Below are 25,297 nucleotides of genomic sequence, written 5' to 3' on the forward strand. Positions count from 1 at the left end.
TTTACTCCTTCTCTTTGGCATCCGGCAGGTGCCAGAAATCGAAAAAATTAAACCAGTCGAGCGGTGACATTAAGGCGTAATGTTCAAGCCGCTGTGCATAGCGATCGACGGCCTGTTGCAGCGCCTGCTGGCGCTCCCCGCGTGGCAGAAGCAGCGGGTCGGCAAACGGCTCGCAGTGTATCGTGAGCGCACCCTGCTGACGCAGGGCGTAAATCAGCACCACCGGGCAGCGCAGAATGGAGGCGAGGATAAACGGCCCTTGCGGGAACGGGGCGGGCTGTCCCATAAACGAACTCCAGATCACCCGCCAGTCGCCGCCGCGCTGTGGCGTGACCGCTATGCGATCGCCCACAATGGCGACCCATTCACCGCGCTCAAGCTTCTCTTTGATGGCGATGGCGGTATCCGGGCCAATGTCCGTCACGGGCATCAGGTTAACCCCGGCCTGGGGTGCCATCTCGGTCATGATCTGTTTAAAGCGCTGCGCATTATCGCTAAAGACCAGCGCGTTGATGACTTTGCTGCCTTCCAGCTGAGCCAGTGCCCGGCAGGCTTCCACATCGCCAAGATGCGATGCGAGCAGCAGTTTACCTTGCGATGCGTCAGCATCCAGCACGTCATACGCACCGGGAGCAAAGACCACGTCACGATGAAACTTCAGTTCGCCGCGCCAGCTGGCGACTTTATCCAGCATGGCGTTACCGAAGCGCATAAAATGGAAAAAGCTGTTAAGGCGTGGCGGAACAGGCATGTTCCGCTGCGTCAGCACCTGCTTCACTCGTGCTGTCCACTGCTGTGAAGCCTGTCGCGCCGGTCGGGCCGTAAGCCAGTACACCCCGATAACCGGCCACAGCAGCACGGTAAAGGCCCGGCGGCCAAACAGCTGCCAGACGCGCAGCATCAGGCGCATTCCCCACAGGCCCTTCACCTCGTCCTGTTGCGCCCAGTGCTGGCGGCGACGACGAAACAGCAGGGTGGGAATGCGGGTCAGCATGCCGAAGAACAGCCGGGTGTGCATCAGTGAGATCCGCACGTTGTCTTTGAGCGCGTCGAAATGGGATAACCCGTCCGGCGGATAGGTAACGCGGGTCGGCAGAAAATAGCTGGTATTGCCCTGCCAGTAGAGACGGACCATCACTTCGGTGTCAAAGTCCATACGTTTACCAAGCGGCACGCGTGCGGCCAGCTGCAGCGTGGGCGAGACCGGGTAGACCCGAAAACCGCACATGCTGTCTTTAAGTTGCAGGGACAGGGTTTCAATCCATACCCAGACGTGCGTTATCCAGCGACCGTAGAGGCGGGAGCGCGGAATGGACTCATCGTAAATGGGCTGGCCAGATATCAGCGCCTCCGGGTGACGCTCAGCCAGAGCCAGCATTTTGGGGATATCCTCAATAGCATGCTGGCCGTCGGCATCCACCTGTACGGCGTGGGTATAGCCCGCGCGGGCCGACTCTTCCAGCCCCTTAATGACCGCGGCACCTTTACCTGCGTTTTGCGCCAGACGTACCAGCGTAACCTGGGGCTGCCCGGCGGCCAGACGCTCCAGAATACGGCGCGTCTGCTCGTCACTTCCGTCATCGACCACCAGGCAGGGCAAGCCGAACGGCGCCAGCCGCGACAGTACCTTTGCCATCATCGCGCCATGGTTGTAGCACGGGATCAGCACGCAGGGGCGGAAGGTTACTGACACAGGCGAATCTTCCCGCTGCTGGCAGTATGGCGATCGTCACCGGCATGGCGCTGGTAGCTGAAAGTCAGTATCTGACGTTCGGCATGCCAGTTAAGGACCAGCGTGACCGTGGTATCCGGCAGCAGAGGGGCCTGGAATTTCACATTTTGGATGCTGTGAAAACGGTAACCCGGCGCCAGCAGCGTGGTGGCGTAGTGCATGACCCAGTCAATCTGTGCCACACCTGGCAGCAACGGCTGTACGGCAAAATGCCCCTGGAACCAGAACAGGGAGGGGTCAAGATGCAAAACGATTTCCAGGTGCTGCGGCTGTGCCTGGTGGCGTTCGATTTCATGAATTTTCATGAAACAACTCCTGTAACTGCGCATAGACACGCTTGTTCATACTGTTTACCGGCATCTCATCGATAATGCGCCAGTAGCGGGGGACGGCGACCGGCTCAAGCCAGGGCCGCAGGGCGCGGCGCCAGGCCAGTTCCTGCGTTTTTTTGCCCTGCTGATGCCAGCGCTGACGGGTCTTCTCATCCAGAACCAGCAGGACACCTATACCCTGACGACCTCCGCGGGTAACCGGTAATGCTGCGGCTTCACATATGCCCTCAAGCTCCAGCAGGCGACGTTCAATCTCGTTCAGTGAGATACGCTTTTCTTCGATTTTGACCACCCGACCACGACGTCCGGCAATGCTAAAAAAACCGTTACTGTCGAAGTGCAGGATATCGTCCAGCTCTAACCCTGCGGCTTCGTGAATGAGCGGGGAGGTCACGCGGCAGATTTCCCCTTCACTGTGGAACACCACACCGGGGAAGGCGAACCAGGGTACGCTGTCCGCCTGACGGTGCCGCCAGGCGAGGATCCCGGTTTCGGTGCTGCCATAGATTTCATCCGGCCAGACGTTAAGCCAGCCATGGGTCTCCGTGACATCGCACCAGGGCAGCATTCCCCCGGCGGAGATCAGCATCACGACGGGAGGGGCAGTCAGCTCGGTATCCAGCCGTTTCAGGAACGCCGGACTGCTGATAAAAAGGTACTGCCTGTCGTGAGGGAGTGCCGCCAGCTGCTCAGCGTAATAGAGCATGGCGGCGTGCAGCGGAAGCCCCATCGCCATTGGCAACATGATGCGGAACGTCAGGCCATAGAGATGTTGTGGTACGACCGAGGCCACAATGCTGCAGCCCGCCAGGCGTTCGCCAAAACGGTTCGCCAGCAGGCATGCTTCACGGTCCAGGCTGGTGATGTGCTTAATGACCCGGCGTGGGGTGCCCGTGGAGCCCGAGGTAAAAAGCTCAACAAAGCGCGCGTCGTCAATGACGGGCAACGGTGCCCATTGGCGCGCGGTCTGGGGGGAGGAGGTCACCACAATGACCTTTCCCTGAATATCCAGCGTCTGATCGCTCAGGACACCGCTAAACAGCGACTGCTGTTCGTCGAGCAGAGAGACCCGGCTATGGCCTGGAATGACCGGGGTTTTACCGGCATGCAGTGAGGCCAGCAGCGCAACAATAAACAGGTAGCTGTTTTCAAAGCACAGCGCCCAGCGTTCACCCTCCTGCTGTCGCAATGCTTCTACCAGCAAGGTGACATCGTGGCGCAACTCACCCAGCGTCCAGGTGCGATCGTCAAGCCAGGCGATCGGCATGTCGTCAGGGCGTGGAGCATTTAACCACTGGCCAAGCGGGAGGGGTTTATTCATCGAGCTTCTCTTTTTTCATCACCCGTTGACGCACCAGCCACTCTGTCGCCATCAGCGTGCCCATCAGAAAATAAGCCACCATACCGTTCCACACTGTCCAGACATGCATATCGCCGTGTAGCACGGTAAACAGGGCTATCGCACCGTTACCGAGGAAAAACCCGCACCACACCAGCGTCACCTTACGGGTATATCGCACACCCGCCGGAGGCAAATTCGGTTCACGCAGACGTGCCAGCCGTTCAACCAGCGGCATGGTTGTCCACAGTGAGCCGCCAAACACGGCCAGCATCACGAGATTAACCACCACCGGATAGAGCAGCAGCCACTGATGCGCTTTCAGCAGATAGCTTGCCGCGCAGAGTGCCAGGCCTGCCAGCGCAATGCACTGCACCACATACCGCATCGGGCCTGCGTTTCGCCGCGCCTGATGCAGACGCAGCACCAGCACCAGGGCCATCAGCGGCAACAGCCAGTGCAGACCGTTGTGCGTCAGCCCCAATCCAATCAGGAATGGCCACGCCAGCAACACGACTCCCGTCAGGAGTGGGATCGCCGGAAACGCTCGTCCTCCAGGCACGGTGGTTTACTCGTCGCGCAAAAGCTGAGCGACAGCGTCAACCACATCCTGCACGGTACGGACAGATTTGAAGGTTTCCGGTTTGATTTTCGTCCCCGTTTTCTTCTGCAGGTGAACAATCATGTCCACTGCATCGATGCTGTCCAGATCCAGATCTTCGTACAGGCGAGCCTCAGGCGTGATTTCCTGTGGGTCGAGTTCAAACAGCGTAGCCAGGAGTTCGCAGACTTCCTGATAAATGGTTTCTTGTTCAGTCATAACGGATCACATCTCAGGCGCGTTGAGCGTTGATAAAAGAAGCCAGCGTGGCGACGGAAAAGAAGTGCTGACGCATCTCTTCGCTTTCGGCAGACAGCACCACGCCATACTGGTTTTTCACGGCCAGGCCAAGTTCGAGGGCGTCGATAGAGTCGAGACCCAGTCCATCACCAAACAGCGCAGCATCGGTATCGATATCCTCGGCGGTAAGCTCGTCCAGATTCAGCGTGGTGATGATGAGATTTTTAATTTCAAGATGAAGCGCTTGCATCATTAATTCCTGACAAAGATTGAAGGCCTGATATTAATCGATGCTGCAGATGCCGGTTTAACTGCCTTGCCGCCAGTGCCGGTTCTTGTGTCTTTGCATCGTAAAAAGCGTCGATATTCACGCGATCGCGAACATCTACGGTGAAAACAGGTTTTACGGGCGGTACGTCGTACCAGTGACTTTTTTTATCCAGCAGAGGTTCGCTGCAGTGGATCACCACGATGCGCAGGTCGCTGTGGCAGCGCACGGCAATATTTGCCGCGCCGCGCTGAAGGGAGATTGCCTCTCCCGACCGGGTTCGTGTGCCTTCCGGGAAGATTAACAGCGTGTCGCCCTGGGCCAGACGCTGCTGGCTTGCACTGAGGAGCGTTTCCGCTTCGCTGTTAATCAGGTAATCCGCTGCGCGAATGACGCCGCTGACAAAGGGGTTGCGGAGCAACGCACCTTTCACCAGACAGTCGGTTTCGGGCATGACGGACGCCAGGATCACGTAATCAATCAGTGTCGGGTGATTGGCCACCACCAGACAACCGCGGTCCCCGCGAAGGGCGTCAAGATTGTGAATGCGATAGTCCAGTACCCCGGTGCCACGGGCGACATGTAAGAAAAAGCGGAAGCTGGCCGCGATACTGCGACGCGCCAGGCGACGGCGTCTGGCGCGGTCGCGCTGAACCAGCAACAGCAGATTGAACCACACCAGCGACAGCAACAGCCCGCCCGTGCCAAACAGCACGAAGCAGAAGCCGGTCATCATGAGACGCCATAACCAGTTGATACGGGCAGTCAGGCGGCTCATTCGCGTGTCCATTGCCACAGCAGACGTTCGCCTGAAACCACAAACTGCCGTTCATCGCGGAGGTAACGTTGCAGGAACATCAGGCTCTGCGGCAGGGGAGGTTCTTCACCCGTGCTGCCGCTGCGGGTTTCGCACTGCAGTGTGCTCCCGGCTTCAATCACCAGGGCCAGCGCGTAGGGCCAGGTGGGCATCTGCGGCGGTAAACCCGGATGATAAAAATCGGGCAGGGCGCCGTCAAAATCGACCAGCAAGACGCGGGAATAGCCCGCCTGAAGCAGGCTCAACACTTCACATAATGCCTGCTGGAAGGTGTCCAGCCCGGCAGAAACAGAAGACGAGACGATGGGGTGTCGCGCAGTGATCGTCAGGTTGCCCACCGCCGAATTGTGCACGGACATGGCAAAGTCTGTCGGCGAGACGGCCTGACCGGTCGCCAGGGAGTGCAGGATGCGGAAATTACGCTCCAGTTCGCCATGACGGCTGGAATAGACAACGGCATCAATCGCGTGGCGGCGAAGCAGGGTGAGTCCGAGGTCAACCGCCAGTTTACTGCCCGAGTTGAGGCGGCGCGCGGTCATCATCGGCAGTTCGGTAAGCTTAGGCAGCGGCGCAGCCGGGTCGAGGGTAAGGTGCTGGCGTGACCACGCCTGCCACTCTGCGACATCGCTCAGGCCTGGCGCTCTTGCCTGCCAGTCAATTATGTTCAGTGAAAATTTCATCTACGCGCGTCCGCGGAAAACCATCATTAAAAGACAGGCAAGCCTGCCGGGCAGTTCAACTGCTCTATTGTTCAATTTTTTGACAAATCAATAGGGTATGACCTACCCCAAGGTTGTCCAGCCGCTGTTCTACGTGGAAACCGGCCCGCTCCAGGTAGTGATAAAATTTCTCTACACTGTAAAACCGGCTGTTGCCGTTCGCCATACAGGTGAAATAAAGCGAGGTAGCATTCAGGCTGAATGAGGCGGCTTCAAATTTTTGGGCATCCCAGAACAGTTCCATGATGCACAGTCGCGCGCCGGGCTTCATAACCTGTGCAACGCGAGTCAACATGGCGACAATCTGGTCCGGAGAGAAACAATCCAGGAACTGGCTCATCCACCAGATATCGGCTTCGCCCGGCAATGTCGCATGACTAAGCATATCGACAGCATGGAAGCCAATGCGATGAGATAAACCTGCTTTTTCGATGTTTTCCTGCGCCAGCGTTATCTGCTGTGGCAGGTCAAGGATCGTCACGGCAACATTGTCGTCATAGCGGCAGCAGCGTAACGCCCATTTACCCGTATTTCCGCCCACATCGTACAATTTTGTCGGCGAGCTTGCGAATATATATGGCAGCGCCGCGTCGAAAGCGGCATCAGAATAGTAATGATCAAAAGCGAACCAGCTCTCTTTTGCCTGCGCGGGTAATTGTGATAATGCCGGATAGATAGTTGGCCAGTTGCCAAACACGGATAATCCCGCCGGTTTTTCTTCCTGCAGGGCATCGGCCAGATGGAATAACCCCTGGTAACAAACATCCTGCGTGAAATCCATATTCACGCGGGTCATGGTGTCATGCAATAAGAAATGGCCCACCTTTGCCAGGAAATAGCGTCCTTCTTTACAGGTAACGATCCGTCCGCTTAATCCCATATCCAGCAATACGCTTACGCTATAACTGCTCAGGGTACTGTTTTCGGTTATTTCCTCGAGACTTGCCCCTGTTTTCCCTTTTTTATCCAGCCAGGAAAGCACGCCCGAATTACGCAGACAACGCGCGGTCTGAAACAGCATCGGCGCAAAAGCGATGCGTTGCGCTTCGGTAATGGCGTCCAGCGCGTTGAGGGTGTCCTTTTCGTACATGCGTGCGTAACCTTATGAGGCCGAGAAAAACGTTATCGGGCCATTTCGGCCCGACATGAGGAAAATATTACAGCGCGGCACCTGCAGAGAGGTTCATCTGAATATCGTGGTCGAGGTTATGCACCCAGCGGTTATAGTTCTTGTGGATTTTGCCGTCGGCGGCTTTCAGGTTCATACTGCTTTCATAATTAATTGAATAGCTTGTCGCAGAATAAGGAATACGGATTTCGACCGAGTGGTCGCGTGCCTGCAGACGGCCTTTAATTACGCCCGGGCCCGCTTCGCTCATGATCCAGTCGCGCTTCTGGCCTGCTTTCAGAATGGCGGTTTTCACCTGCTCAGCAGTGTGGCCTGTACTGACAGTAGCGTGAACCTGATCGATTGGGGCGGTACGCGCGCAACCGGCCAGTGCGCCGACGACAGCAACAGCAGCAAACCATTTAATGATCTTTTTCATCAACAACTCCGTATCAATAATAACAATTTAAATCAGTAATTTTAAAAAATTATATTTTGGCGGAGTATTATCGCTAATGAGGATAATTTTTGTCGATATAAAAGTGGGTATTTATTTTACGCGAGGGGAGGTGTAATGCATTGAAACGAAAGGGTGAGAATTATATGTCATGTAATTTGCGTTAAATAAATATTTGCATGACAATTCATTTATTAGGGCGGGATAAATAACGCGAAATCCTCCTTAACGAAAATGAAAATTACCGCGCGGTGAGCGTCGCGGTAATTTTCGGTGTGTTGCACAATTACGCGTTGTGGGAGCCGTTATCCCGGCAATCGGCTTTTCGGTCGTCCGGGACCCAACAGGATCGCCAGTTTGCTGCCACCTTTGGTGGTTTCCATCCAGATCTTACACACGCTGGTCAGCGGGACTGACAGTAACATCCCGACCGGCCCCAGCAGCCATCCCCAGATCAGCAACGACAAGAACACCACCAGCGTCGACATTCCGAGACGGTGGCCCATCATGCGCGGCTCAAGGATATTGCCCAGCACCATATGCACGACCAGGAACAGCGCCCCCACCAGCATGCACTCGTAAAAGCCATTGAACAGAAACGCCTGAATCATCGGCGGCACGGCGGAAAGCACCGCGCCGATGTTGGGTACGTAGTTCAGCAGAAACGCCAGTACGCCCCACATCAGCGCGAACTGCACGCCCATCAGCATCAGTCCCAGCCAGACAATCACCCCGGTCCAGACGCTTAACAGCGTTTTCAGGGCCAGATATTTGGACACGCCCTTCAGGGCCCGGTGTAAACCCGCAATATGAATTTGCGGGTTATTCAGCGCAAAGCGCAGCTTATAAGGAACATGGCGGACCTCGAACAGCATAAACACCACCGTCATCACCAGCAGCAGGATGCTGGCCATCGCGCCGGAAAGGCCGGTCATCAGGGTGGTGGCGTAGGTCATGACCTTCTCTGAATCCATGCGGCGTAACATCCGCTCGGGTGAGATATGCAGGTTAAGAAAAGGCATCATCTCCTGAAGCGAAACGATCTTACGCGTCAGCTCTTTGTTGTACTGCGGGAGCATGGTGGAGAATTCACTGAGCGACGCCGCCAGCACGCCGAAAAGCGCTGTCAGGGCAATCATCATCACGATGACCACGATAGTAATGGCCACCGGACGGCTGATGCCCCGGCGCAAAAACCAGGTCACCAGCGGATTAAGCACAATGGCAAAAAAGAGCGCCAGCAGGAGCTGGACAATGATGTCAGCGGCAGCATGGATACCTGCGAGGATAACCACCAGGCAGGCGAGTTTTAATAAGATGTGAAGTCCTGCTTTGTCGGACTGGTTCGGTATCATGCGGGTTCCTTAATGTGATAGCCCGTTAAGTGTAGTGCCCGGTGGCCGCTTCGTCTGGAGCCGATAATCTGAAAGTCAGTGCTGATTTTCTTATCCTGCCGTGGTAATAGTGAAACACTGTTGTAAAAATTCAGGTTAAACCCCATGCCAGAGCATGCCGCCGAACCGGCGCTGAGCGGATTGCGCCTCAATCTGCGCATTGTTTCCGTTGTGATTTTTAACTTCGCCAGTTATCTGACGATTGGCCTGCCGCTGGCGGTGTTGCCGGGCTATGTCCATGACGTCATGGGTTTTAGCGCATTCTGGGCGGGGCTGGTCATCAGCCTGCAGTATTTCGCCACGCTCCTGAGCCGCCCGCATGCCGGGCGCTATGCGGATCTGTATGGGCCAAAGCTCATCGTCGTTGTGGGGCTCTGCGGCTGTTTTCTGAGTGGTCTGGGCTACCTGCTGGCCGCCACCACCAGCCACTGGCCGCTGGTCAGCCTGGCGCTGCTCTGTCTGGGGCGAGTGATTCTGGGTATCGGACAAAGTCTGGCGGGTACCGGTTCGACGCTGTGGGGCGTGGGTGTGGTGGGTGCGTCCCATATTGGCCGGGTGATCTCCTGGAACGGTATCGTCACCTACGGCGCGATGGCACTGGGCGCACCGCTGGGGGTGATCTGTTATGCCTATGGCGGGCTATCCGGGCTGGCTATCACCATTATGGTCGTCGCGCTGCTCGCGATTCTGTTTGCCCTGCCGCGCCCGAAGGTGAAGGCCAGCAAAGGCAAGCCGCTGCCGTTCAGGGCGGTGTTAGGGCGCGTCTGGCCTTATGGTATGGCGCTGGCGCTGGCAACCACCGGCTTCGGCGTGATCGCCACGTTCATCACTCTCTTCTATGACGCCAAAGGCTGGGACGGCGCAGCCTTTGCCCTGACGCTGTTTAGCTGTGCATTTGTCGGCGCGCGTTTGCTCTTCCCGAACGGTATCAACCGTCTGGGGGGACTGAATGTGGCGTTGATCTGCTTTGCGGTAGAGATTGTCGGGCTGGTGTTGACCGGAATTGCCACCGCACCGTGGATGGCGAAAATGGGCGTTTTCCTCGCCGGCGCTGGCTTTTCGCTGGTCTTCCCGGCACTCGGCGTGGTCGCGGTAAAAGCCGTGCCACAGCAGAACCAGGGGTCGGCGCTGGCGACCTACACGGTGTTTATGGACATGTCGCTGGGCATTACCGGGCCGCTGGCGGGGCTGGTGATGGCGTGGGCAGGGGTTCCGGTAATCTATCTTGCCGCGGCGGGTCTGGTGGTTATCGCATTGATGCTGACATGGCGGCTAAAAAAATGGCCCCCGGTGCAGGCACCGGAGGCCACGTCATCATCGTGAAGAATTACTGGATCACGATGGTGTTAATGATGTTTTCAGCAGCCGTCTGCGCTTTCTGCTGATTTTCCGCCGGCAGAGTGATCTGCAGGGTCAGCAGTTTGTTATCAACCTTACCAAGCACCACGGAAGAGTAAGCGGTCTGGCCTTTTGCTGAAATGATGCTGTCCAGCTGTTGCAGCGTGTGGCCTTTCAGTTCGATAGATTTATTGGTCACGACCTGCAGCTGCGGATCGCGGCTGCGCTGCTGATCTTCCAGACGTTTGGTCATGACGGCCAGGTCTTCGCTGGTGTCGTCGCCCACAATCACAATAACGGCTTTCTGCCCGGTTGCATCGGAGTAAACGTGCATATTGTTCGCCTGGGTACCCAGCTTGCCGCTCTGGTCAGTCATATCTGCTGGCAGAGAGAAACTGAGTTTACCGTCCAGCAGACTCACCGGCTGACCGGTGGCGTTGCTCTCTGCAGACGCGCCCTGAGCAGGCGTTTTCGTGTCGCTGTTATCACAGGCTGCAAGGCCCACAACCAGCAGGCCAATCCCGACATATTTAACCAGATTGCGCATTAACTTCTTCCTTTCGATAAACGGCCATAACGGCTGATTGGCTCATCTTATCACAACTGATAAAGCGAACCCTTAACCAGCCTGCAATGCTGTGATTTCAGATTTATCTGCGAGTCTTTTCAGCAGCATATTCAGCAGGACGCCGTACATCGGCAGGAAGAACACAATGCTGATAAGCACCTTGAAGCAGTAGTCCACAAGGGCGATTTCCATCCAGTGCTGGGCCATAAATGCATCCGGGCTACGCCAGAATGCGATAAAGAAGAAGGCCAGCGTGTCGCTGACGTTGCCGAACAGCGTGGACGCCGTGGGTGCCATCCACCAGCGATGATTTTGACGCAGGCGGTTAAACACGTGAACGTCGAGGATCTGCCCCAGCGCGTAGGCCATAAAGCTGGCGGAGGCGATACGGGCAACAAACAGGTTGAAGTGCGTTAACGCCTCGAACCCCTGCCAGCTTCCCATATAAAACAGGGAAGAGATCACGTACGAAATGAACAGCGCCGGCAGCATGACCGCAAAAATAATGCGGCGAGCCAGCGGTGCGCCGAAAATACGCACGGTCAAATCAGTGGCGAGAAAAATAAACGGGAAACTGAACGCGCCCCACGTGGTATGAAAACCAAAGATGGAGATCGGGAGTTGCACCAGATAGTTGCTGGAGGTAATCACCAGCAAATGAAAAAGCGAAAGCCAGAACAACGCTTTAACGCGCTGTGAATCAGAAAACTGCATCATGTTGTAACCTTTTTATACGTTGGGGTGAGGGAACCCAATAAAAACCGCAGCATGATACTGCTTTGGCCGGACATTGCAATGGTTAGTTTTTACGCAATCGTTAACCTGGTTGCATTGCCGACGATGGGGCGTAAACTACAGCCGTTTTTACCTGACCGAGAAGAACATGACCGATCTGTTTTCCAGCCCAGACCACACCCTTGATGCTCAGGGCCTTCGCTGCCCGGAGCCGGTAATGATGGTACGTAAAACCGTGCGCAACATGCAGACCGGTGAGACGCTGCTGATCATCGCCGACGACCCCGCCACCACCCGCGACATTCCCGGTTTTTGTACCTTTATGGAACATGAGCTGGTGGCACAGCAGACCGAAACGCTGCCGTACCGGTATGTGATCCGTAAAGGGTAAGTGCGGCCTGATGGCCTCACCCCGACCCTCTCCCACAAGGAGAGGGAGAAAACCTTTCTAAACCATCGTTTCAAAATTTCACGCTTTTGTGAGGCGCTTCACCTCCGCTTTTCCGGCCGTAGTCTAGTTTTTAAGCGTACAAAAATAAAACACTGTTTTAACGCTTATCTCACTACCCTGGAGTTGACCCGATGAAAACGACCCTCAAGCCGTTACTGGCCGCCCTGTGCCTCTCCGCTTTTGCCTGCTCTGTCGCTGCGCAAACCATCAAAGCCGCCGATGTGCACCCTGAAGGCTACCCGAACGTGGTGGCGGTTCAGCAAATGGGTGAAAAACTCAAACAACAAACCGACGGCAAGCTGGAGATCAAGGTTTTCCCCGGCGGCGTGCTGGGGGATGAAAAACAGATGATTGAGCAGGCGCAGATGGGGGCGATCGATATGATCCGCGTCTCGATGGCGCCGGTGGCGGCCATCCTGCCCGATATCGAAGTCTTCACGCTGCCCTACGTTTTCCGCGATGAAGACCACATGCACAAAGTGATCGACGGGGATATCGGCAAGCAAATTGGCGATAAGCTAACTGCCAACCCGAAATCACGACTGGTGTTCCTCGGCTGGATGGACTCCGGCACCCGCAACCTGATCACCAAAGATCCGATTGTTAAACCCGACGATCTGAAAGGGAAGAAAATCCGCGTACAGGGCAGTCCGGTGGCGCTGGCGACGCTGAAAGATATGGGCGCTAACGCGGTGGCAATGGGGGTAAGCGAAGTTTACAGCGGAATGCAAACCGGCGTGATTGACGGCGCGGAGAATAATCCACCGACCTATGTCGCGCATAACTATATGCCGGTCGCCAAAAACTACACCCTCAGCGGCCACTTTATCACCCCGGAAATGCTGCTCTACTCAAAAGTGAAGTGGGACAAACTCAGCGCCGACGAGCAGAAAAAGATCCTGACCCTGGCCCGTGAAGCCCAGTTTGAACAACGTAAGTTGTGGGAAGCCTATAACGCCCAGGCGCTGGAAAAAATGAAGGCTGGCGGGGTGCAGTTCCACGAGATCGACAAAACGGTATTTATCAAAGCCACAGAGCCGGTGCGCGCCCAGTATGGCGAAAAGCATCAGGGTCTGATGAAAGCCATCGCTGACGTCAAGTAACCGGAGTACGTATGTCCGAACTCTATCTGAAGTGGATGGACCGTCTCTACCTGCTGGCGATGGCCGTGGCGGGCATTTCGCTGCTGGTGATGACGATTGTGATCCCCATCGGCATTTTTTCGCGCTATGTGCTTAACCGCGGTGAATCCTGGCCGGAGCCGGTTGCCATCATCTGCATGGTGACCTTCACCTTTATCGGCGCGGCGGTCAGCTACCGTGCCGGTTCGCACATTGCGGTGAATATGCTCACCGACCGGCTGCCCGGGCCGTTAAAAACCGTCTGCGCACGGGCCGTTGATCTGCTGATGCTGCTGATCGCTGGCCTGATGTTCTGGTACAGCTACTGGCTGTGCGTCGAACTCTGGGAGCAACCGGTCGCCGAATTTCCGGTCCTGACCTCCGGCGAGAGCTATCTGCCGCTGCCGGTGGGCTCTGCCGTTCTGATCCTGTTTGTGATTGAGCGCCTGCTGTTTGGCTCGCAGGAAAACCGTCCCGTCGTGCTGATCGGCAACCACAGTTAAGGGGTGAACAATGGATGCATTCGTTTTGTTATTCACCCTCGCCATTTTGCTGGCGCTGGGGATGCCGGTGGCCTTTGCTGTCGGGCTAAGCGCCGTCGCGGGCGCGTTGTGGATAGATTTACCCCTCGAGGCGCTGATGATTCAGATAACCAGCGGGGTGAATAAATTCACGCTGCTGGCGATCCCCTTCTTTATTCTCGCGGGTGCGATTATGGCGGAAGGGGGGATTGCCCGACGGCTGGTCAATTTCGCCTACGTGTTTGTTGGCTTTATTCGCGGTGGGCTGTCGCTGGTGAATATTGTGGCCTCCACGTTCTTCGGCGCGATTTCCGGCTCGTCGGTGGCGGATACGGCCTCCATTGGCAGCGTAATGATCCCGGAGATGGAGAAGAAGGGCTATCCGCGCGATTATGCGGCGGCGGTGACCGCCAGCGGATCGGTACAGGCGATTTTGATCCCGCCCAGCCACAACTCGGTAATTTATTCCCTCGCGGCAGGCGGAACGGTCTCTATCGCGACGCTGTTTATCGCGGGGGTGCTGCCAGGGCTGCTGCTCGGCGTAAGCCTGATGGCAATGTGTCTGGGCTTTGCCCGCAAACGTGGCTACCCGAAAGGGGAAAAAATTCCCTTTAAGCAGGCGCTGAAAATCACGCTGGACGCGCTGTGGGGGCTGATGACTGTAGTGATTATTCTCGGCGGGATACTGTCCGGGATATTTACCGCAACGGAATCCGCTGCTGTGGCCTGTCTGTGGGCGTTCTTTGTCACCATGTTTATCTACCGGGACTACAAGTGGAACGAGCTGCCGAAGCTGATGTGCAGGACGGTGAAAACCGTCACCATCGTGATGATACTGATTGGCTTTGCGGCGGCGTTTGGCGCGGTGATGACCTACATGCAGCTCCCGAGCCGTATCACCGAGTTCTTCACCTCGCTCTCCGATAACAAGTACGTGATCCTGATGTATCTCAACATCATGCTGCTGCTGATCGGCACGTTAATGGACATGGCGCCGATCATCCTGATCCTGACGCCAGTGCTGTTGCCGGTAACCAATTCGCTGGGCATCGATCCGGTGCATTTTGGGATGATCATGATGGTGAACCTGGGGATCGGGCTGATTACGCCGCCGGTCGGTTCGGTGCTGTTTGTGGCGAGCGCGGTAAGTAAACAGAAAATCGAGCATGTGGTTCGCGCCATGCTGCCGTTTTACGGCATGCTGCTGGTGGTGCTGGCGATGGTGACGTACATCCCAGCCATCTCGCTGTGGCTGCCGCGCGTGTTAGGGATGCAGTAACGCCGTTTTCCGCCCTCTCCCGGTGGGAGAGGGCATCTTGTGTTATTGTCGACGTAATAAGCGGAGCGCGTTCGCCGTCACCAGTACCGTTGCGCCAGTATCCGCCAGCACCGCCAGCCACAGGCCGGTTATACCGAGCAGCGTGGTGACCAGGAAAATCCCCTTCAGGCCCAGCGCAATCCCGATGTTCTGACGGATATTGGCCCGCGTGGCGCGCGCCAGAGCAATCATCTGTGCCAGCCCGGTCAGGCGGTTGTGGGTGAGCGCCGCGTCGGCGGTTTCGAGCGCCACGTCGGTGCCGCTGCCCATTGCAATGCCAATGGTGGCGGCTTTCATCGCCGGGGCATCGTTGATGCCGTCACCCACCATTGCCAGCGGTGCATGGTTGTTCAGTTCCGTTACGGCGCGCACTTTATCCGCAGGCAATAACCCGGCTTTAAACGCCAGCCCCAGCTCACCGGCAATCGCTGCCGCGGCTCGCGGGTTATCCCCGGTGAGGATCACCCCCTGCACGCCCAGTTGATGCAGCGCGGCGACGGCGTCTTTTGCATCGTCACGCAGGGTGTCACGCAGTGCCAGCATCCCTATCGCCACGCCGTTTTGCACCACCATCACCACGGTTTGCCCGGCCTGTTCCAGCGCCTGGACTTGCTGACTCAGCCCGGCCGCCGGAAACGTATTCGCGGCAACGATCAGGACGTTATTCTCTTCAACGTCGGCTTCAATCCCGGACCCGACCAGCGCCCGCTGTGCGGTGGCGGCAGGGATGTCCAGCCCACGCGACTGCGCCTCGCGGACTATTGCCTGTGCCAGCGGGTGGGTGGAGCCTTGTTCGACGGCAGCGGCCAGGGTGAGCAGCGTATTTTCACTGCCCTCCTGAGGATAAATGCCCGTGACCTGCGGTTTACCCACCGTCAGCGTACCGGTTTTATCGAAGGCGATATGTTGTACCTGGCTCAGTTGCTCCAGCGCCGCACCGCCTTTAATCAGCGCTCCACGACGCGCCGCGGCCGCCAGACCGGAGGTAATGGCCGCCGGCGTGGAGATCACCAGCGCGCACGGGCAACCAATCAGCAGCAACGTCAGACCTTTATAAACCCAGCCTTCCCAGGCTGCGCCCAGGAATAACGGTGGAATAATTGTCACCAGCAGAGCGACCAGCATGATGGCGGGGGTGTAGATCCGGCTGAAGCGATCGATAAAGCGCTCAACGGGTGCGCGACGCTCCTCGGCCTCTTCAATCAGCTTCAGGATGCGGTCGATGGCGCTCTCACCCGGTCCGGAGAGGACCGTGAGTTGCACCAGACGATCGACGCTGGTGGCGCCTGCAGGCACTTTCTCGCCCGCTGAGCGTTCAACCGGAATCGACTCGCCGGTGAGGGCACTTTCATCGAAACTCGCCGTGGCGGTAAGCAGTTCACCGTCCGCAGGCAGACGCCCGCCGGCGGCGACCTCAATCACATCACCCGGGCGCAGCGTGTTAATTGCCACCGTCTGGCGTTCGCTGCCCGTCACCCGCGTTGCGGTTTCCGGTTTCAGCGCCATCAGCGCGCTGACCCCTTTCCGTGCCCGACTCGCCGCCCAGCCCTCAAGGCGCTCGCCAATTAAGAACAGCAACAGCACCATGGCCGCTTCCGCCGTCGCGCCAATAAACAACGCGCCGATCGCTGCCACGCTCATCAGCGTTTCGATGGCGAACCAGCTTCCGCTTTTCATCAGCCGCACGGCCTGACGGGCAATCGGGAACAGTCCGACAAGCGTCGTGGCGATGAACGCCAGGTTACCGAACGGGTGGTTAAATTGCTCCAGACCCCAGCTCAGGGCCATCATGATGATAAGGGTGATAATGGGCAGGTTTTCTCGCAGGGCTGACGTCTTTTCGACAGGTGCGGTTTCGCTGCGCAGGCTGTAACCGGCCTTACTGACGGCGGCTTCAACCAGCGTGCTGATGTCATTATCGGCGCTGACCAGCAGCTTCTCGGTGGCGAAGAGCACCTGGACGTGGCTGACGCCGGGGACCTGTTTTACCGCGTTTTCGACTTTACGGGCGCAGGCCGCGCAGTCCATACCGTTAACCACCCAGCTGTAGCGGTTTGCGCTTTCCGGGAGCGGCGGCGTGTTTTGCGTTTCGCATGCGCCGTCGCAGCAGCAGTCGTCCTTCGCGGGAACGGGGCTGAGCTTAAGTGCCGAGAATTGTGGAACTTTTTTAGGTGTTTCTGGAGTCGACATGGCAGTCTCCGGTAATGATAATTTTCTCATTAACCGCAGCATACACTCTGGAGTCGACTCCAGAGTCAAGGCTTATTTAGATATACAGTGAACGCACAATCAGGAAGTGCCCGGCAAAGTAGCAGGCGGCGGCAATCGCGTTATCCGCACGGAAGCGGCGACGATAGTGGCTGCCCAGCCAGACGATATTCCCGAGTAACAGCAGCGTGGCACCAAAGAACGCGGACATTGCCGGTGCCGTCGGACGGAAGAACCACAGTTCACCCGCCAGCCATACCATCACCAGCGTCATGGCGATAAACGTGCAGACAGGCAAGCGCATCTCTTCCAGACGCGTCCAGATCACCGCGATCAGCAGCGCGCCAATGACCAGCAGCACCAGCGGCAGCGGCCAGAAGAAGGAGAGCGTCATCTGGCTGGCGAAGTAAATGGTATAAAGCAGATGCGACAGGAAAAATGCCCCAACGGCATACAGCAGGCGCTGTCGCGGCAACAGGGTTAAGGCATCACCAATCAGGGACGCACACAGACCGGCAAGAACCAGATAGCTGACGGCGTTAAACATGGGCGCTTGCCAGGCAAGCAGCAGGAGTAACAACAGCGTGACGGGTTTAAACAACCATCGCTGCCAGGCAGGGCCGCGATAGGATGCATCGACGTAAAGCCATGCGGAAAAACAGACAGCGATAAATGACCAAAGCATATTAACTCCCTGTAACTGTTGAGTCTGAATAATCAGTTTCTTCTTCAGTGTAGTGATGGGGGCAGGCGTTTGGCAATGCCGGGGAAGGCAAGGTATCCTGAATTCCGTATAATCTGATGGGATTTTTGAATGAGCAAGATGCCGCTTTTTTTCGTTATCGTGGTGGCGATTATCGTCATTGCCGCCTCCTTTCGTTTCGTGCAGCAGCGCCGTGAGAAGGCGGACAACGATGCCGCGCCGTTGATGCAAAAACGCGTGGTGGTAAGCAATAAACGCGAGAAAGCCCTCAATGACCGACGCTCGCGCCAGCAGCAGGTTACGCCGGCGGGAGCCACCATGCGCTATGAAGCGAGCTTTAAGCCGGAAACCGGCGGGCTGGAGATGACCTACCGTCTGGAGGCGCAGCAGTACCATCAACTGACGGTGGGAGAAAAAGGGATTCTGAGTTACAAGGGGTCGCGGTTTGAAGGGTTTACGCCAGATCGGTAATGTTCCCTCTCCCGCAGGGAGAGGGGTAGGCTGAGGCTTGAGGCGCCTTACTTCTTCGCCTGGGCCTTAAATTTCTTCATCCACACCAGCAGTTCAAATACGCCAAAAATAAACACGCGCAGCTGCTGCCAGCCGGTCATCTGCGGACCGTCTTTTGGCAGGCCGTTTTTCAGCATCACCATCTGCAGGGCGTGCATGAAGGTGGTAAAGATAAAGGCCACGTTCACAAAGATGTTCATCGGGCGCGGGAACGGGTGCACCAGATTGAGGAGCAGAAATGCCCAGACGCCCAGCATCAACAAACGTCCCACATTAATCAGTACTGGCATTGGATTCTCCTTGTGCCTGACGGTGATACAGACGATAAGCGACCTGACCTGCCACTTTTTCTCGGTGCAGATCCCAGTGAACCGGGACCGGCGGTAAACCATTTTCGACTTCGCTTTCGACGTAGATTAACGCGTCATCCGCCAGCCAGCCGTTGTTTTCCAGCAGGGATAACGTCTCTTCCAGCAGCCCCTTGCGGAACGGCGGGTCGACAAACACCACGTTGTGCGGCGTGCCCTTTTGCGCGAGGAAGCTCAGTGTGTTGGTATTCACTACTTTGGCGTTGGTCGCTTTCAGCGTTGCCAGATTTTGCTGCAACGTCTGCGCAACGCCGCGCTCCATTTCCAGCAGCGTGGCGCTGGCGGCATAGCGCGACAGCGCCTCCAGACCCAGCGCGCCGCTGCCCGCGAAGCAGTCCAGGCAGTGGGCATCCACCATTGAGGGGGCCAGCCAGTTAAACAGCGTTTCGCGTACGCGGTCCGTGGTTGGGCGTAGTCCGGGGCTATCCGGCACCGGTAATTTCCGGCCTCGCCACTGGCCGCCGATAATACGAATTTGACCGGCTGGGGCGCGGTTGGGTTTCTTCATCTCTGGAAAGCTCTGTTAACAATTGGCCTGCGATTGCGGGCGGTGATGTCAATTAAGTAAAGTGTTAGACTATTTCATCATTTTTTTAGCTTCCATGTATATAGCGCCGCGAGGAGTGTAGTCGCAGATGGCAAAACAAAAAAAACGTGGCTTCTTTTCCTGGCTGGGCTTCGGTGAAAAAGAGCAAGAAACAGAGCAGAAAACCGAAGAACAACAAGCCGTTGAAGAGCAGTCTCAGCCTGAAACGCCGGTAGAAACTGCCGCCGTTGTCGACGCGGAAGAGCACGCGCACAGCAAAGAAGAGACCGAAGCCTTTGCTGAAGAGGTGGTGGAAGTTACCGAACAGGTTCAGGAAAGCGAGAAGCCAGAACCCGTTGTGGTAGAAGGCGTTATCGATACGCCGCAGGCGATTATCGAGCATGAAACGTTGCCGCTGCCGGAAGAGGTGAAAGCCGAAGAGGTTTCAGCGCAGGAGTGGCAGGCCGAGGCAGAAACCGTCGAAATTGTTGAGGCGGTGGAAGAAGAAGCACAAGACGAGCCAGCGCTTACCGACGAAGAGCTGGAAGCCCAGGCGCTGGCGGCAGACGCGGCGGAAGAAGCGGTTATCGTCGTGCCGGTGGAAGCGCAACCAGGGCAGGGTGAAGAGGTTGCTCAGGAGCAGGAAAAACCCACCAAAGAAGGTTTCTTCGCCCGCCTGAAGCGTAGCCTGCTTAAAACCAAAGAAAACTTAGGTTCCGGATTTATCAGTCTGTTCCGCGGCAAGAAGATCGACGACGATCTCTTTGAAGAGCTGGAAGAGCAACTGCTGATCGCCGACGTTGGGGTGGAAACAACCCGTAAGATCATCGCCAGTCTGACCGAAGGGGCGAGCCGCAAGGCGCTGCGTGACGCCGAAGCGCTGTACGGTCTGCTGAAAGACGAGATGGGCGAAATCCTCGCAAAAGTTGACGAACCGCTTAATATTGAAGGCAAAACGCCATTTGTTATTCTGATGGTTGGCGTGAACGGTGTGGGGAAAACCACCACCATCGGCAAGCTGGCGCGACAGTTTGAGCAGCAGGGCAAATCGGTAATGCTGGCGGCAGGTGATACCTTCCGTGCGGCGGCGGTTGAGCAGCTGCAGGTCTGGGGCCAGCGTAACAACATCCCGGTGATTGCGCAGCATACCGGTGCGGATTCCGCCTCCGTTATCTTTGACGCTATCCAGGCGGCGAAGTCGCGTAACGTGGATGTGCTGATTGCCGATACCGCAGGGCGTTTGCAGAACAAAGCGCACCTGATGGAAGAGTTGAAGAAAATCGTCCGTGTCATGAAGAAGCTGGACGAAGAGGCACCGCATGAAATTATGCTGACCATTGATGCCAGCACCGGACAGAACGCCATCAGCCAGGCGAAGCTGTTCCATGAAGCGGTAGGGCTGACCGGGATCACGCTGACCAAACTGGACGGCACCGCGAAAGGCGGGGTGATCTTCTCCGTGGCCGATCAGTTCAATATTCCTATCCGTTACATCGGTGTGGGCGAGCGTATTGAGGATTTACGTCCGTTTAAAGCGGACGACTTTATTGAGGCACTATTTGCCCGAGAGGACTAACAATGATTCGCTTTGAACACGTCAGCAAGGCCTATCTCGGTGGGAGACAAGCGCTGCAGGGGGTGACATTCCACCTGCAGCCAGGCGAGATGGCATTCCTGACCGGCCATTCCGGCGCGGGGAAAAGTACCCTGCTCAAGCTTATCTGTGGGATCGAGCGGCCGAGCGCCGGGAAAATCTGGTTCAGCGGCCATGATATTAGCCGTCTGAAAAACCGTGAGGTGCCGTTCCTGCGTCGTCAGATTGGCATGATTTTCCAGGACCACCACCTGCTGATGGATCGCACCGTTTTCGATAACGTGGCCATTCCGCTGATTATTGCCGGTGCCAGCTATGATGATATCCGTCGTCGCGTCTCTGCGGCGCTGGATAAAGTCGGGCTGCTGGACAAAGCGAAGAACTTCCCGATCCAGCTGTCTGGCGGTGAACAGCAGCGTGTGGGGATTGCCCGTGCGGTGGTGAACAAACCTGCGGTACTGCTGGCGGATGAACCGACCGGTAACCTGGACGACGCCCTGTCAGAAGGGATTTTGCGTCTGTTTGAGGAATTTAACCGCGTTGGGGTGACGGTATTGATGGCAACGCACGACATCGGGCTGATTTCCCGTCGTTCGTACCGCATGCTGACCCTGAGCGACGGTCATTTGCACGGAGGCCTCGGTGAATAAGCGTGATGCAATAAACCAGATTCGGCAGTTCGGAAACCGGTTTGACCGCTTCCGTAAGCCGCAGGGCGGCGGTGACGGCAATCGTAATGCGCCAAAGCGTGCGAAAGCGGCGCCTAAGCCGAACTCCCGCAAAACCAACGTGTTCAACGAGCAGGTGCGTTATGCGTTCCACGGTGCGTTGCAGGACCTGAAAAGCAAACCGCTGGCGACGTTCCTGACGGTGATGGTGATTGCCATCTCCCTGACGCTGCCAAGCGTCTGCTACATGGTCTATAAAAACGTTAACCAGGCGGCGTCGCAGTACTATCCTTCTCCGCAGATCACGGTCTATCTGGATAAGGCGCTCGACGATAACGCAGCGGCGCAGGTTGTGGGGCAAATCCAGGCCGAACAGGGCGTAGAGAAAGTGAATTATCTCTCTCGTGAAGAAGCCCTGGGTGAGTTCCGTAACTGGTCAGGCTTTGGCGGTGCGCTGGACATGCTTGAAGAGAACCCCCTCCCGGCCGTGGCGGTGGTGATCCCGAAACTCGATTTCCAGGGGACCGATTCGCTCAACACCCTGCGTGACCGCATCACCCGTATCAACGGGATTGATGAAGTGCGCATGGATGACAGCTGGTTTGCGCGTCTTGCTGCGCTGACCGGGCTGGTAGGGCGCGTGGCGGCGATGATTGGTGTGCTGATGGTGGCGGCGGTCTTCCTCGTCATCGGTAACAGCGTGCGCCTGAGCATTTTCGCGCGTCGCGACACCATCAACGTGCAGAAACTGATTGGTGCGACGGATGGCTTCATCCTGCGTCCGTTCCTGTACGGTGGCGCATTGCTCGGTTTTTCCGGCGCATTTCTTTCACTGATATTGTCAGAAATTTTGGTGATGCGGCTGTCCTCTGCCGTAACCGAGGTGGCGCAGGTTTTCGGAACGAAGTTTGATATCAGCGGCTTAGGGTTCGATGAGTGCCTGTTACTGCTGCTGGTGTGCTCGATGATCGGCTGGGTGGCAGCATGGCTGGCAACCGTGCAACATTTACGTCACTTTACTCCCGACTAATAAAAGCGTGATATAATCTTTCCCTGCACCGAGATGTTCGCTCTGCAGGGAAAGCGTCCCTGTTGTCTCTTCCCCTGTTATCATCTCCATGTCACAATTTGTGCGTAATTTATTCACCGTTGCACCTGGAACTTGTGGATAAAATCACTGTCTGATAAAAGAGTGAATGCTAATCTCGTGGCTCAAACGCTTTGGCATGGTTGTTGCCTGATGGGGACAGCCTGGACCAGAAGAAACATTGAGAGGAATGAATGACCAAAGAAATGCAAACTTTAGCTTTAGCCCCTGTTGGTAACCTGGAATCTTATATCCGGGCTGCGAACACCTGGCCGATGTTAACGGCCGAGGAAGAAAAGGAGCTTGCTGAAAAGCTGCATTACCAGGGCGATCTGGAAGCAGCGAAAAAGCTGATCCTGTCTCACCTGCGCTTTGTTGTTCACATTGCTCGTAATTATGCGGGCTATGGCCTGCCGCAGGCGGACTTGATTCAGGAAGGTAACATCGGTCTGATGAAGGCTGTACGTCGCTTCAACCCGGAAGTGGGTGTGCGACTGGTCTCCTTCGCCGTGCACTGGATCAAAGCAGAAATTCATGAATACGTGCTGCGCAACTGGCGTATCGTGAAAGTCGCCACGACAAAAGCGCAACGTAAACTGTTCTTCAACCTGCGTAAAACCAAGCAGCGTCTGGGCTGGTTCAATCAGGATGAAGTTGAAATGGTGGCGCGCGAGCTGGGCGTATCCAGCAAAGACGTGCGTGAGATGGAATCCCGTATGGCCGCGCAGGACATGACCTTCGATATGTCCTCCGACGACGACGGCTCTGACAGCCAGCCAATGGCACCGGTTCTGTATCTGCAGGATAAAACTTCTAACTTTGCTGACGGCATTGAAGAGGATAACTGGGAAGATCAGGCCGCGAACAAGCTGACTTCAGCAATGGAAGGCCTCGACGAACGTAGCCAGGATATTATCCGCGCCCGCTGGCTGGACGAAGACAACAAGTCCACGCTGCAGGAGCTGGCCGATCGCTACGGCGTCTCCGCTGAACGTGTGCGTCAGCTTGAAAAGAACGCCATGAAAAAACTTCGCGCCGCTATCGAAGCGTAATTTCCGCGATGTCCCCGATAACCCTCGAATGCAAATTCGGGGGTTTTGTTTTTTTATCTCCCGCTCTGGCGAATTCCCTCCCCCTGGCAAACACTTACAGATGCGCTAAGCAGGTGACTTTCTCAGGGGGACAGGGTGAAAAACAGTGAACTGAATGACCGGCGTTTGCAGGCGACGCCGCGCGGTATCGGCGTGATGTGTAACTTCTACGCCGATAAAGCCGAAAATGCCACGGTGTGGGACGTCGAGGGTAACGAGTATATCGACTTCGCCGCCGGGATTGCGGTGCTGAATACCGGCCATCGGCATCCAAAAGTCATTGCCGCCATCGAAAAACAACTCCACGCATTTACCCATACGGCATACCAGATTGTCCCGTACGAAGGCTATGTGGCGCTTGCCGAGCGCATCAACCAACGTGTACCCGTTGATGGGCCTGCCAAAACGGCTTTCTTCTCTACGGGAGCAGAGGCGGTCGAAAACGCGGTAAAAATTGCCCGCGCGTATACCCGTCGTCCTGGCCTGATCGCCTTTGGCGGTGCCTTCCACGGCCGTACCTTTATGACGATGGCGTTGACGGGGAAAGTGGCGCCGTACAAACTCGGTTTCGGTCCGTTTCCCGGATCGGTTTATCACGCACACTATCCAAATGATCTGTACGGCGTCAGCACGGCAGAAGCGTTAAAAAGCCTCGAACGCATCTTCAAAGCCGACATTGCGCCGGACCAGGTGGCGGCCATTATCCTGGAACCGGTTCAGGGGGAGGGGGGATTCAACATTGCCCCCGCCGATTTTATGCAGGCCCTGCGCGAACTGTGCGATACGCACGGAATTTTGCTGATTGCCGATGAAGTGCAAAGTGGCTTTGCGCGAACCGGCAAGCTGTTCTCGATGGAACACCATTGCGTGAAGCCGGATTTGATCACCATGGCGAAAAGCCTGGCCGGCGGGATGCCGCTCTCGGCGGTCTCTGGCCGGGCGGAAGTGATGGATGCCCCCGCACCTGGCGGGCTGGGCGGGACTTACGCCGGCAACCCGCTGGCAATTGCCGCAGCCCATGCCGTGCTGGATGTGATTGATGAAGAGGATCTCTGCACGCGCGCGGCGCATCTTGGCCATCATCTGGTGGAAGTGCTGAACAAAGCGAAGGGGGACTGTCCGTTTATTGCCGATATCCGTGCTCAGGGCTCAATGGTGGCGGTGGAGTTTAACGACCCGCAAACCGGACTGCCGTCGCCGGAATTCACGCGTCAGGTCCAGGAGCGTGCGTTGCAGGAAGGTCTATTGCTGCTGAGCTGCGGCGTGTACGGCAACGTTATCCGTTTCCTCTATCCGCTTACCATCCCCGAAGTTCAGTTCCGTAAAGCGCTGGATATTATCTCCGCGTCGCTGACACGTTAAAGCCCTGGCCCGGCGGTGATCCCTGCCGGGCTTATCATATATTCATTTCAAATTAGCTATTCCAAAATCATAAAAATGGGGTATGTTTTAGCAGAGTATGCTGAAAAAGCGCGACTGTCAT

28 protein-coding genes are annotated in these 25,297 nt (G+C 56.5%); 11 read left to right on the top strand and 17 right to left on the bottom strand.

Annotation, left to right across the window (positions count from 1 at the left end):
* Position 1 precedes the first annotated feature (1 nt).
* From AB6731_RS18490 to AB6731_RS18540, 11 genes are all read right to left on the bottom strand, one after another.
* The gene (locus AB6731_RS18490) at positions 2-1,693 is read right to left on the bottom strand and encodes a glycosyltransferase (RefSeq protein WP_025202833.1); all 1,692 of its coding nucleotides are present in this window, start codon (positions 1,691-1,693) and stop codon (positions 2-4) included.
* Positions 1,684-2,037, bottom strand: a complete 354-nt coding sequence (locus AB6731_RS18495; RefSeq protein ID WP_020884527.1) for a beta-hydroxyacyl-ACP dehydratase — start codon at positions 2,035-2,037, stop codon at positions 1,684-1,686. Before AB6731_RS18495 ends, AB6731_RS18490 begins: the two co-directional genes overlap by 10 nt.
* A complete protein-coding gene (locus tag AB6731_RS18500; RefSeq protein WP_221716997.1) occupies positions 2,024-3,385 on the bottom strand; it encodes an AMP-binding protein in 1,362 nt (453 codons plus the stop codon). Before AB6731_RS18500 ends, AB6731_RS18495 begins: the two co-directional genes overlap by 14 nt.
* Positions 3,378-3,965, bottom strand: coding sequence for a hypothetical protein (locus AB6731_RS18505; protein ID WP_014172034.1), 588 nt, complete (start codon positions 3,963-3,965; stop codon positions 3,378-3,380). The genes AB6731_RS18500 and AB6731_RS18505 overlap by 8 nt, the downstream gene beginning before the upstream one ends.
* Before the next feature lie 6 nt (positions 3,966-3,971).
* Positions 3,972-4,223: an acyl carrier protein gene (locus tag AB6731_RS18510; RefSeq protein WP_014172033.1), complete on the bottom strand. Its 252-nt coding sequence runs from the start codon at positions 4,221-4,223 to the stop codon at positions 3,972-3,974.
* Positions 4,224-4,236: 13 nt separating this feature from the next.
* Positions 4,237-4,494, bottom strand: coding sequence for a phosphopantetheine-binding protein (locus AB6731_RS18515; protein WP_020884530.1), 258 nt, complete (start codon positions 4,492-4,494; stop codon positions 4,237-4,239).
* Positions 4,475-5,290 carry a 1-acyl-sn-glycerol-3-phosphate acyltransferase gene (locus AB6731_RS18520; RefSeq protein ID WP_078774767.1) on the bottom strand — a complete coding sequence of 272 codons (816 nt, stop codon included), beginning with the start codon at positions 5,288-5,290 and terminating at the stop codon, positions 4,475-4,477. Before AB6731_RS18520 ends, AB6731_RS18515 begins: the two co-directional genes overlap by 20 nt.
* A complete protein-coding gene (locus AB6731_RS18525; protein ID WP_371006649.1) occupies positions 5,287-6,009 on the bottom strand; it encodes a beta-ketoacyl synthase chain length factor in 723 nt (240 codons plus the stop codon). Before AB6731_RS18525 ends, AB6731_RS18520 begins: the two co-directional genes overlap by 4 nt.
* A 64-nt stretch (positions 6,010-6,073) precedes the next feature.
* Positions 6,074-7,138: a methyltransferase gene (locus AB6731_RS18530; protein WP_014172029.1), complete on the bottom strand. Its 1,065-nt coding sequence runs from the start codon at positions 7,136-7,138 to the stop codon at positions 6,074-6,076.
* 67 nt (positions 7,139-7,205) lie between these two features.
* Entirely contained in the window at positions 7,206-7,595 is a 390-nt protein-coding gene (locus tag AB6731_RS18535; protein WP_020884534.1) for a hypothetical protein, read from the bottom strand.
* Between the two features lie 323 nt (positions 7,596-7,918).
* Positions 7,919-8,968 carry an AI-2E family transporter gene (locus tag AB6731_RS18540; protein ID WP_014172027.1) on the bottom strand — a complete coding sequence of 350 codons (1,050 nt, stop codon included), beginning with the start codon at positions 8,966-8,968 and terminating at the stop codon, positions 7,919-7,921.
* Positions 8,969-9,112: 144 nt separating this feature from the next.
* On the opposite strand from AB6731_RS18540, the gene AB6731_RS18545 reads away from it, so the two are divergent.
* Positions 9,113-10,330, top strand: coding sequence for an MFS transporter (locus AB6731_RS18545; protein ID WP_324285060.1), 1,218 nt, complete (start codon positions 9,113-9,115; stop codon positions 10,328-10,330).
* Positions 10,331-10,334: 4 nt separating this feature from the next.
* Here AB6731_RS18545 and AB6731_RS18550 read toward each other — a convergent pair whose 3' ends face one another.
* Positions 10,335-10,892 carry a DcrB family lipoprotein gene (locus AB6731_RS18550; protein WP_014172025.1) on the bottom strand — a complete coding sequence of 186 codons (558 nt, stop codon included), beginning with the start codon at positions 10,890-10,892 and terminating at the stop codon, positions 10,335-10,337.
* 72 nt (positions 10,893-10,964) lie between these two features.
* A complete protein-coding gene (locus tag AB6731_RS18555; RefSeq protein ID WP_020884536.1) occupies positions 10,965-11,630 on the bottom strand; it encodes a 7-cyano-7-deazaguanine/7-aminomethyl-7-deazaguanine transporter in 666 nt (221 codons plus the stop codon).
* 166 nt (positions 11,631-11,796) lie between these two features.
* Between AB6731_RS18555 and tusA the strand changes: the two genes are divergently transcribed.
* From tusA to AB6731_RS18575, 4 genes are all read left to right on the top strand, one after another.
* Positions 11,797-12,039 carry a sulfurtransferase TusA gene (gene tusA, locus AB6731_RS18560; RefSeq protein ID WP_020884537.1) on the top strand — a complete coding sequence of 81 codons (243 nt, stop codon included), beginning with the start codon at positions 11,797-11,799 and terminating at the stop codon, positions 12,037-12,039.
* A gap of 191 nt (positions 12,040-12,230) precedes the next feature.
* Positions 12,231-13,202 (top strand): TRAP transporter substrate-binding protein, encoded by a 972-nt coding sequence (locus AB6731_RS18565; RefSeq protein WP_346590180.1) that lies wholly within the window; start codon positions 12,231-12,233, stop codon positions 13,200-13,202.
* An 11-nt stretch (positions 13,203-13,213) separates the two neighbouring features.
* Positions 13,214-13,723, top strand: coding sequence for a TRAP transporter small permease (locus AB6731_RS18570; RefSeq protein ID WP_014172021.1), 510 nt, complete (start codon positions 13,214-13,216; stop codon positions 13,721-13,723).
* Positions 13,724-13,733: 10 nt separating this feature from the next.
* On the top strand, positions 13,734-15,020 hold the full coding sequence (locus AB6731_RS18575; protein WP_014172020.1) for a TRAP transporter large permease: 1,287 nt from the start codon (positions 13,734-13,736) through the stop codon (positions 15,018-15,020).
* A gap of 42 nt (positions 15,021-15,062) precedes the next feature.
* Here the strand turns inward: AB6731_RS18575 and zntA are convergent, their stop codons facing one another.
* Positions 15,063-17,249: a Zn(II)/Cd(II)/Pb(II) translocating P-type ATPase ZntA gene (zntA, locus tag AB6731_RS18580; protein WP_371006651.1), complete on the bottom strand. Its 2,187-nt coding sequence runs from the start codon at positions 17,247-17,249 to the stop codon at positions 15,063-15,065.
* A gap of 76 nt (positions 17,250-17,325) precedes the next feature.
* Positions 17,326-17,952 carry a lysoplasmalogenase gene (locus AB6731_RS18585; protein WP_014172018.1) on the bottom strand — a complete coding sequence of 209 codons (627 nt, stop codon included), beginning with the start codon at positions 17,950-17,952 and terminating at the stop codon, positions 17,326-17,328.
* Positions 17,953-18,081: 129 nt separating this feature from the next.
* Here AB6731_RS18585 and AB6731_RS18590 point away from each other — a divergent pair, with 129 nt between their 5' ends.
* The gene (locus AB6731_RS18590) at positions 18,082-18,441 is read left to right on the top strand and encodes a DUF2500 domain-containing protein (RefSeq protein WP_032679142.1); all 360 of its coding nucleotides are present in this window, start codon (positions 18,082-18,084) and stop codon (positions 18,439-18,441) included.
* A 47-nt stretch (positions 18,442-18,488) separates the two neighbouring features.
* Here AB6731_RS18590 and AB6731_RS18595 read toward each other — a convergent pair whose 3' ends face one another.
* Complete coding sequence (locus AB6731_RS18595) at positions 18,489-18,770, bottom strand: DUF1145 family protein (protein ID WP_014172016.1); 282 nt, start codon at positions 18,768-18,770, stop codon at positions 18,489-18,491.
* Positions 18,754-19,356 (bottom strand): 16S rRNA (guanine(966)-N(2))-methyltransferase, encoded by a 603-nt coding sequence (gene rsmD, locus AB6731_RS18600; RefSeq protein WP_020884541.1) that lies wholly within the window; start codon positions 19,354-19,356, stop codon positions 18,754-18,756. Before rsmD ends, AB6731_RS18595 begins: the two co-directional genes overlap by 17 nt.
* Before the next feature lie 127 nt (positions 19,357-19,483).
* Between rsmD and ftsY the strand changes: the two genes are divergently transcribed.
* The 5 genes from ftsY to AB6731_RS18625 all read left to right on the top strand — a co-directional run bounded on the left by ftsY (position 19,484) and on the right by AB6731_RS18625 (position 25,176).
* Positions 19,484-20,950, top strand: a complete 1,467-nt coding sequence (gene ftsY / locus AB6731_RS18605; RefSeq protein WP_371006652.1) for a signal recognition particle-docking protein FtsY — start codon at positions 19,484-19,486, stop codon at positions 20,948-20,950.
* A 2-nt stretch (positions 20,951-20,952) separates the two neighbouring features.
* A complete protein-coding gene (ftsE, locus tag AB6731_RS18610) occupies positions 20,953-21,618 on the top strand; it encodes a cell division ATP-binding protein FtsE (protein ID WP_014172013.1) in 666 nt (221 codons plus the stop codon).
* Positions 21,611-22,666 carry a permease-like cell division protein FtsX gene (ftsX, locus tag AB6731_RS18615; protein ID WP_014172012.1) on the top strand — a complete coding sequence of 352 codons (1,056 nt, stop codon included), beginning with the start codon at positions 21,611-21,613 and terminating at the stop codon, positions 22,664-22,666. The genes ftsE and ftsX overlap by 8 nt, the downstream gene beginning before the upstream one ends.
* A gap of 251 nt (positions 22,667-22,917) precedes the next feature.
* Positions 22,918-23,775: an RNA polymerase sigma factor RpoH gene (gene rpoH, locus AB6731_RS18620; protein ID WP_014172011.1), complete on the top strand. Its 858-nt coding sequence runs from the start codon at positions 22,918-22,920 to the stop codon at positions 23,773-23,775.
* A 135-nt stretch (positions 23,776-23,910) separates the two neighbouring features.
* A complete protein-coding gene (locus tag AB6731_RS18625) occupies positions 23,911-25,176 on the top strand; it encodes a 4-aminobutyrate--2-oxoglutarate transaminase (RefSeq protein ID WP_032679136.1) in 1,266 nt (421 codons plus the stop codon).
* Positions 25,177-25,297: the final 121 nt, after the last annotated feature.

The organism is Enterobacter sp. RCC_40 (assembly GCF_041360735.1).
In the GTDB taxonomy this organism is placed as follows: Bacteria; Pseudomonadota; Gammaproteobacteria; order Enterobacterales; family Enterobacteriaceae; genus Enterobacter; species Enterobacter ludwigii.